Origin of the sequence: Paenibacillus sp. MER TA 81-3 (genome assembly GCF_023713585.1) — a bacterium.
Taxonomy (GTDB): Bacteria; Bacillota; Bacilli; order Paenibacillales; family Paenibacillaceae; genus Paenibacillus_B; species Paenibacillus_B profundus.
In genome coordinates this window covers 85,438-93,212 of the sequence record NZ_JAMAWB010000025.1, presented here as the reverse complement: position 1 = coordinate 93,212, position 7,775 = coordinate 85,438, and the positions used below count along the sequence as shown (strand labels likewise).

Annotated in this window: 7 protein-coding genes and 3 pseudogenes; 2 read left to right on the top strand and 8 right to left on the bottom strand. The window is 45.2% G+C overall.

Annotated features, from left to right (window positions below):
- Positions 1-106: 106 nt before the first annotated feature.
- The 3 genes and pseudogenes from M3650_RS26625 to M3650_RS26620 all read right to left on the bottom strand — a co-directional run bounded on the left by M3650_RS26625 (position 107) and on the right by M3650_RS26620 (position 2,105).
- Positions 107-694: a hypothetical protein gene (locus M3650_RS26625; RefSeq protein WP_251579116.1), complete on the bottom strand. Its 588-nt coding sequence runs from the start codon at positions 692-694 to the stop codon at positions 107-109.
- A gap of 293 nt (positions 695-987) precedes the next feature.
- A pseudogene (locus tag M3650_RS33250) lies at positions 988-1,086 on the bottom strand (hypothetical protein); the annotation flags it as partial.
- 167 nt (positions 1,087-1,253) lie between these two features.
- Complete coding sequence (locus M3650_RS26620) at positions 1,254-2,105, bottom strand: DUF6612 family protein (protein ID WP_251579113.1); 852 nt, start codon at positions 2,103-2,105, stop codon at positions 1,254-1,256.
- A 209-nt stretch (positions 2,106-2,314) separates the two neighbouring features.
- Between M3650_RS26620 and M3650_RS26615 the strand changes: the two genes are divergently transcribed.
- On the top strand, positions 2,315-2,884 hold the full coding sequence (locus tag M3650_RS26615; protein ID WP_251579111.1) for an SLOG family protein: 570 nt from the start codon (positions 2,315-2,317) through the stop codon (positions 2,882-2,884).
- A gap of 290 nt (positions 2,885-3,174) precedes the next feature.
- Here M3650_RS26615 and M3650_RS26610 read toward each other — a convergent pair.
- Positions 3,175-3,480 (bottom strand): annotated as a pseudogene (locus tag M3650_RS26610) (FTR1 family protein); the annotation flags it as partial.
- A 1-nt stretch (position 3,481) separates the two neighbouring features.
- Positions 3,482-4,216, bottom strand: a pseudogene (locus M3650_RS26605) (Dyp-type peroxidase); the annotation flags it as partial.
- A gap of 434 nt (positions 4,217-4,650) precedes the next feature.
- Here M3650_RS26605 and M3650_RS26600 point away from each other — a divergent pair.
- Positions 4,651-4,830 (top strand): aspartyl-phosphate phosphatase Spo0E family protein, encoded by a 180-nt coding sequence (locus M3650_RS26600; protein ID WP_251579109.1) that lies wholly within the window; start codon positions 4,651-4,653, stop codon positions 4,828-4,830.
- Between the two features lie 342 nt (positions 4,831-5,172).
- On the opposite strand, the gene M3650_RS26595 is transcribed toward M3650_RS26600, so the two are convergent.
- The 3 genes from M3650_RS26595 to htpG form a co-directional block, all read right to left on the bottom strand.
- Complete coding sequence (locus M3650_RS26595; RefSeq protein WP_251579107.1) at positions 5,173-5,433, bottom strand: type II toxin-antitoxin system RelE family toxin; 261 nt, start codon at positions 5,431-5,433, stop codon at positions 5,173-5,175.
- Positions 5,399-5,653, bottom strand: a complete 255-nt coding sequence (locus M3650_RS26590) for a hypothetical protein (protein WP_251579105.1) — start codon at positions 5,651-5,653, stop codon at positions 5,399-5,401. Before M3650_RS26590 ends, M3650_RS26595 begins: the two co-directional genes overlap by 35 nt.
- A gap of 204 nt (positions 5,654-5,857) precedes the next feature.
- The gene (gene htpG / locus M3650_RS26585) at positions 5,858-7,738 is read right to left on the bottom strand and encodes a molecular chaperone HtpG (protein ID WP_251579103.1); all 1,881 of its coding nucleotides are present in this window, start codon (positions 7,736-7,738) and stop codon (positions 5,858-5,860) included.
- Between the last annotated feature and the right edge of the window lie 37 nt (positions 7,739-7,775).

Sequence of the window (7,775 nt, the reverse complement as noted above, 5' to 3'; positions counted from 1 at the left end):
ATCACACAGTCGCCGAAATCCGCAAAAATGTTCAGCAGTTTATGGACGAGATCATGAAATATCCCTTGTCCATCATCGATCGTCTTTGTGTAAGATTCTAAGTGATTCAATAATTCAACTTATATAGTATATTATTAAAAATGTCCACGTCTTCTTCGCTCACCGCTATATCTGCTTCTGTGAGCAATTGCTCCAGATCAAGCATGCAATACAGCATATGATTCAGACGCACCCCGCCCCACTTGATTCTCTCGAAATTCAACACATTGATATCTTCATTCGTATAATCTTCATGAACGGCTACGCCATATGTATCGCATACATAACACTCGCCAAAACAAGCATAGGTGCTGCCATTATTGTTAGTCGCATACTTCCCGACATTGCTCTCGAAGGGGTGCGCAACCATTCGATGGGTCAACGCCCAACTGGAGAGCGCGCTTCTCAAATACACCTTTCTGGTAGACAGACTATGCAAAAAGGCTTTCGCCGCCATTTCCTTCGTAATCACTTTATGCAATTCAATCATTCGCAGCACACATTCATCATGGCCGATCGTGATCGGATCGAACATCAAGCCTTTATCTTTCGCATATTCGAAATCTTCCCCCGAAAAAAGGATCGTGCGGGTATCCTTCCAGCCGCTGCTGCTCCAGAAGGTTTTCATTAATATTTGCTTGGCCTTCTTGTCCATTCAGAACGGCACCTCTCTTATTTTCCTACTTAAAGCATTCAATTTTTTAACATTCTACACCGAACATACGTTTCCTTCTTCTGTTATCGGTATTTTGTGTCGAAAAATGAACGCATTTGAGAATAATTAGAGCAAAAGCGTTCTAACTCTCACGACGGAAGTCATGAGTGAAAGAACGCTTATGCATGAGCTACAGCCTAGGGTCTATCTCTTTTTCACTTGCCACCTCAAATAACAGATTTGCCGCCACTTCCTTATATAACTCATTCTCTGGTGTAATTTTATTAGACTTCTCCTTTTCGAATCGATCTGAACATCATGCCACTATTCGGATTTTTCTTGATCATAAAAGAAAGATCCGGGTTCGTGGACCTGACTTGAACAATAGCCATCGTTATCTTCTCCTCTAAAATGAAGTATCGCTTTGCTGCACAGCAAAGCAATTCATGCTTCTATCATCACTCATTAATACTGGAACGAACAGGGTAAAAGCATTACGACACGAAAAAAAAGTGCAAAAAAACCGCCGAATCCAGAGGATCCGACGGTGTCGTCTGTCTTACTTGGCGCTGTCCAGCACCTCTTGCGGCACTTTGATCTCGCCGACTTCATTATGCTTGGAGAAAGTGCTTGTCAGTACCATCTCCAAAGACATGCCTTGACCATCTTGCTCCATGTCCATCGTCATGTTGACGTCGGACTTCGTAGGCAAATACGTATCTTTATTCACGCCATACGTAATTTTGATGCTTTTGATGTTCATTTGCTCCATCAAAGCAGCCGTTTGCGGGTCATTGCCCGATTGGCTCATCAGGGACTTAGCCAGTTCCTTCAAGCCTTCCCCGGACAAATCGGCAGACAGCACATATTCGTTCCCTTCAACCGACACCTTCGCGTCTTTGGAGATCGATTTGAATTGCTCCAACTGCTGCTCCGGTTTGGCAGATGCCTCAACGGTCGCCATCAATTGATCCTTCATCTCGTCCGGAACCTTCGTCCATGCTCCGCCGACTTGCGAGTAAATGCCTTCTTGCGTAATATACTGCTTAATATCCTGTTCCCCTTGATCCGGGATGGACATTTTAATTTCCTGGTACATATTCAGCGGCTCTTTGGTCATGTCTGTCTTCATCTGCATGTCGACCTTCTGCTCTTGCTTTTGGTCGCCTTGGCTTACCGTAATGTTTTGCTTGACTGAAGCATCCATAGAGAAGCTCTTCAAGTCTTTGCTGGCATCCGCTGTCTTCTGAATCAGTTCATCTACTGTCGGCGCCGCCGCGGTCTCTTTAGTCTCACCCGCCGGTTGTTCCGCAGTCGTGTTATTCCCCCCGGTTGCTTCCTTCGCATTTCCGCATGCCGTAATTCCTAGTACCAAAATTGCTGATAATAATACTGCTGTCCACTTCTTCAAGCGATTGTCCCCCTAAGATTTATATTCTTACTCATATTAACCAATATGCAAGGAGTCGTAACAGGGAATTTAGACCCAAGTAGTCAAAACCCAGGTCCTGAATATATGGTCTATTAGAACCATATTCCTGTGCATTAACATTCTTTATTCGACAAAGGTATAATACTAAATAGAGCGTTCTACTATTGCATAAGTGGAGGAATTTCGGTGTGAAAAATCTTCTGATTACCGGCTACCGCGCGCACGAGCTCGGTATTTACGGCAATAAACATAAAGGAATCCCCTATATCCGCAAAGCCATTGCAGCCAGATTGATCCCCCTGGTGGAAGAAGGATTGGAATGGGTCATCACCCCCGGCCAGTACGGGGTCGATCTATGGGCATGCGAAGCAGCCATCTCGCTGAAGGCGCAGTATCCGCATTTGAAATGTTCTATCATCACGGCCTACAGCCAACCGGAGGAGCAATGGAGCGACGAGAAAAAAACGTATTTCGAGCAAATCCTGCAAGGGGTTGATTACTATAGAGCGGTGAGCAACGGGCCTTATATCGGAAAATGGCAGTTCGTCGCCCGGGATGAGCTGTTATTCCGCAAAACAGACGGCATTCTGCTCGTCTATGATGAAGACGCCGGCGATGCGAGTCCCAAGTTCGTCAAGGAACGCGCGCTGAAAAAGCAGGCGCAAGACGGCTATATCTATTTGAATATCGGCTCGGAAGAGATTCAGGCTATCGCGGATGAGGAGCAGAGCTATGACTTCGGCGAATATATGAGTTAAGCTGCCTTGTTGCCTGCGGTCGAGGTAGTTTCCATTGGAAAACGTACAGTCAAATGTGCGGATGGAGCAGCTAAACGGCTTGCAGACTGCATTTTGTCCAGTGGATGTGACTCCTTTCTAACTATAACAGATGAATGGCGCGAAAACACTGGATGATTTCCAATCAAACCTGTCATTAAGAGTTGCCCATTGCATTTTCACTGGATGAACTCCAATGCGAGATAAGGGAAAAGGACGGATCCGTTCCGTCCTTTGTGTTAGAGGGCAGTCTGCAATTAGCAGCCTTCTGGCTAACTCAGACTCTTCTGCTGCTTGCCTTTGCCCCAAGACCCGCGCAGCAGCATGAACATAATGAACAGCAAAGCGGCAAGCTGCGGCACAAAAGTCTCCCAAGTCGGATAAGCCCCCAGCCATCCGATTGAAGGCAGCCCTGCCTGACTATGAGCAGACAGCTTCCCTGCCACCTGCAAAGCATGGATACTCTCGCCCAAGAAGCGAATAACCAAATAGTAGATAAGTGTGGTAGCCGCCATAAAGAACGGCCAAATCGGCAGCTTCGCACTGAAATGAATAATAGCGAAACCAAGGACGACTAGCGCTGCCTACATGCACGATATATTCATTCAACTTATCCGCAGCCGCCAGCTTATGCTGCATCGGTAAGAACTGCTTGCGCAGATCTTGCTGGAAGCAGATAAAGAACAAACCCGCATCAATCTACCCGGTCTTCGCATCAATACCGCTTGAATACGAAAAGGCGCGGCACAATATTTGCACCTTGCCATCCATGTGCGCCAATCTGGAATGTGCCGTCTCCGGGATGGCCAGATTGCCTGAGGCGTCGCGCTTCTCCAGATCAAGAGGGTCGAACTCATCTTGGCCGCCGAGAGGGGCGCCCGTTGTTCGATAACGTCCGAAGGTCACTTCCTGGTCCTGCAGAGTGGAACGGTCCCATATCTCGATACGCATCCGTATCCGGCGGACGACCATATAACTGCCGCCCTCCATCCAAGATGCGACTGTCCCAGGCTGAACCCATACCGTCTCATTCATCTTCGCTGCATCCGTTGTATCTGGATTCCCGGTTCCATCCTTGAATCCCATCAGGTTGCGCGGCGTGCCCCCGGAGGTATCGGCTTGGCCAGAACGTTGAAAGCCGTCCTGCGTCCACCGCAGCACGGCCGTTCCACGCGCAATTCGAGCCCAGTTGCGCAGCGCGTGGAAGGCTACCTGAAGATCGTCTGCGCATACTTGAACGCACAGATCTCCGCCCGACCATTGCGGCTGGATATCATCCGCGCGGAATACGGGCAGATCCGGAAAAGCGGCAGGGATGGCATTACGGAAATTCATATGAGGCACTCAGTGATCTGTTTCATCAACACCTTTGCTTCATTCTCCCCTTCCTTCAGAAAGACACATAAGCTCAGCTGGGAAGCTAAAAATTAGCAACTAACATACCATTGGCCACTTAATGCCCTGCTTTCTACACGAATAGGCATATGCCTTTTAACGTTTTCATTCTTTCCTGACCGTGTGGGAGAGTGGGTAAAAGATACGAAGTGTCACACACGATGGGAGTATCATCTGAATGATGGGGAGAGTGACGAGAGGAGGTCGAAACGGTGAGAGAAGTTTTCGGGGGAATCTCATTCCAATGACAAGCTATTACGGTATTAGATAGACAATATTTAACCAGAGATCATTCACTTATAAGGGATTATTCGGTACTATTGGTATATCCTATAGATTTGAGAGGTGATGAAATGAAGTCTGAGTTGCTGCAGTTCACATCCATTGGCGATCTCATCAAAACACGCAGACAAGCGGCCAATCTAACAATGGCCCAGCAACTTACAGATGAGTATGTTGTTCGGCTTAGTCAGCTTTTGGATACATATATTGTTGAGGCTCAACGATTAGCTGTAACGCATAACAGCAGTTGATAATTTTGTATGAACTAACACGCTAAGGATTAACCGGATCAAGATTACGACTAAAAAGATCTATCCTACGGTCATTCGAATACACCTTGCCTACTCGTTTGTTCGTAAAAACCCCTCTTAATTCTTACCGATATTCGCTTTCGGAATAACCTTTATAACCACCTCATCATCTGCTAGCATCTCTCGAACTCAATTGTTTATCGGTATGAGAACCTTCGATCGCATCCCGCATCCCTTTTTTTTCGTCAATGCGTCCCCCAAACTAGCCAATTTAATAGAGGTAGCTGCTAATAAAAATAACCTCCCTGTTCACGGGGAGGTTATGCAGACATCTTCAGGTTTTCAATAAATATCGCCACGGTTTTCCATTGTTAGAATACATACAACTTGTTCCTTGTGATTAACCTCAAAAATAACGCGATAGCTGCCAACCCTTAGACGAAAAAACTTATCCTTACCTTTAAGAGGCTTTATATCGCCAACCGGTGGCCGGACTGACAAGCCAAGTAATGCTTTTCGTATTCGCAATTGAATCGACTTTTCTTGTTTCGCAACAAATTTGACTGCATCACGGCTTAGTGTCAGTCGGTAAGTCGAGTTCATTCATCGCTTCCTCCCACGACATAAATCCGCTATCACTGTCTAACTGGCGTCGCTCATCCTCATTTAAAGGAATATCATCAGGGGCTAATTCGGAAATCTCATCCCAATCCGGCCGTTGATGCCGCAACACCAAAAACTGTAAATAATCAATTGCTGATTGTTGAGCAGCTTCCGGGAGCTGCTCAAATAATTTTAGTACGTCATCTTTACGGATTGCCATAAAAACACCTCCACTGAGGAGATTAATCGATATTTCCATTATACCTTACTTTATCGAATCTGCCACTTACTGCCGAGATATCCCCAGCACCTGTTTTTCCACTTTTCTGATGGGAAGCATTTCACCTTTAGAGTAACATTATAAACAACAAATAACCCGCCCTGGATTTCGCCAGAGACGGGTCATTTTCTTTATCAGCTTGCACTACACCATTACTTTGCAAATATCATTTGTGAATTCGACCGGATCGCTAATCGGCAGTCCTTCGATCAGCAGCGCTTGATTATACAACAGGTTGGTATAGAGAGTAAGCTTATCCTTGTCGTTCTCATAAGCGTCCTTCAAAGACTTAAATACGTCATGATTGATATTGATTTCCAACACCTTGTCCGCTTTTACATCCTGACTGTTCGGCATTGCTTTCAATATTTTTTCCATCTCTATCGTCAATTCTCCCTCGGTAGAGAGGCAGACCGGATGGGATTTCAGTCTCTTCGACGCTCTGACGTTTTTCACTTTGTCGGTCAGAATGTTTTTCATATCATCAAAGAGCTCTTTGTTGTCTTTTTCTTCCGCATCGGAATCCGTTTCATTATCATCCGCTTCAATTCCCAAGTCGCCGCTCGATACCGATTTGAATTCTTTCTCTTTGTAGCTCATGATCATCTTGATCGCGAACTCATCGATATCGTCGGTAAAGTACAAGATCTCATAACCCTTATCGGCTACCAGCTCGGTCTGCGGGAGCTTCTCGATTCTGTCAATCGATTCGCCGGAAGCATAGTAGATATACTTCTGATCTTCAGGCATTCTCGATACGTATTCATCCAGCGTGACCAGCTTCTTCTCTGTGGAAGAGTAGAACATCAGCAAGTCCTGCAGCACTTCTTTATGAGTTCCGTAATCGCTGTATACCCCATATTTCAACTGTCTGCCAAAGGATTTGTAAAATTGGTCATACTTCTCTCTTTCATCCTTCAGCAAGCTTTGCAATTGACCCTTGATTTTGTTCTTAATGTTTTTGGCAATGAGAGTTAATTGCCGATCATGCTGCAGCATCTCGCGGGAAATGTTCAGAGATAAATCCTCGGAATCGACCATTCCTTTGACAAAGCCAAAATAGTCAGGCAGCAGGTCCGCGCACTTATTCATAATCAACACGCCATTGGAATACAGCTCTAGCCCTTTCTCATACTCCTTTGTGTAATAGTCAAACGGCGTATTTTCCGGGATAAATAGTATTGCATTGTATACGACAGCGCCATCGGCACTGATATGGATATGCTTAATAGGCTTGTCGAAGCCGTAACGCTTTTCGACATAAAAATTCTCATAATCTTCTGGTGTAAGCTCATTCTTGTTTTTCCGCCAAATCGGAACCATGCTGTTTACGGTTTGTTCTTCCTGATATTCTTCGAGCTCATCTTCGTTGTCTTCTTTAGGTCTCTGTCCTTTCACATCCATCTTGATAGGGTATCTAATAAAATCAGAGTATTTTTTAATAATCGATTTCAAGCGATACTCTTCCAGATACTCATCATATTGGTCATCTTCGGTGTTCTCTTTGATTTTCAAAATAATCTCGGTACCTACGGAATCTTTCTCGCACGGCACAATGTTGTACCCATCTGCGCCCTTGGACTCCCACTTGAAAGCCTCATCGCTGCCCAGAGCCTTGCTGATTACCGTAACCACATCCGCCACCATAAAAGCGGAATAGAATCCAACCCCGAATTGACCAATGATATTGTGCCCGTCCTTCAATTCATTTTCATTCTTGAATGCTAACGAGCCGCTCTTGGCGATAACCCCCAGGTTATTTTCAAGCTCCTCTTTCGTCATGCCAATCCCCGTATCGGAGAGGGTCAATGTTCTGCTTGCCTTATCGACAGCTACTTTGACGTAATAATTTTCTTTGTCGAACACCAATTGATCATCGGTTAGCGCTTTGTAATATATTTTGTCGATGGCATCGCTAGCATTAGAAATGAGCTCTCGTAAAAAAATTTCTCGCTGCGTATAAATGGAGTTAATCATCATTTCCAGCAATCTTTTCGATTCTGCTTTAAACTGTTTTTTTGCCATGAATGAATAGGTCTCCTTTCAATTTAAAAAGTAATGA

What these genes read in the sequence shown, in the direction of transcription:
- htpG (WP_251579103.1), bottom strand. Translation starts at nt 7,738, where the DNA reads ATGGCAAAAAAACAGTTTAAAGCAGAATCGAAAAGATTGCTGGAAATG.
- M3650_RS26595 (WP_251579107.1), bottom strand. Translation starts at nt 5,433, where the DNA reads ATGAACTCGACTTACCGACTGACACTAAGCCGTGATGCAGTCAAATTT.
- M3650_RS26600 (WP_251579109.1), top strand. Translation starts at nt 4,651, where the DNA reads ATGAAGTCTGAGTTGCTGCAGTTCACATCCATTGGCGATCTCATCAAA.
- M3650_RS26590 (WP_251579105.1), bottom strand. Translation starts at nt 5,653, where the DNA reads ATGGCAATCCGTAAAGATGACGTACTAAAATTATTTGAGCAGCTCCCG.
- M3650_RS26625 (WP_251579116.1), bottom strand. Translation starts at nt 694, where the DNA reads ATGGACAAGAAGGCCAAGCAAATATTAATGAAAACCTTCTGGAGCAGC.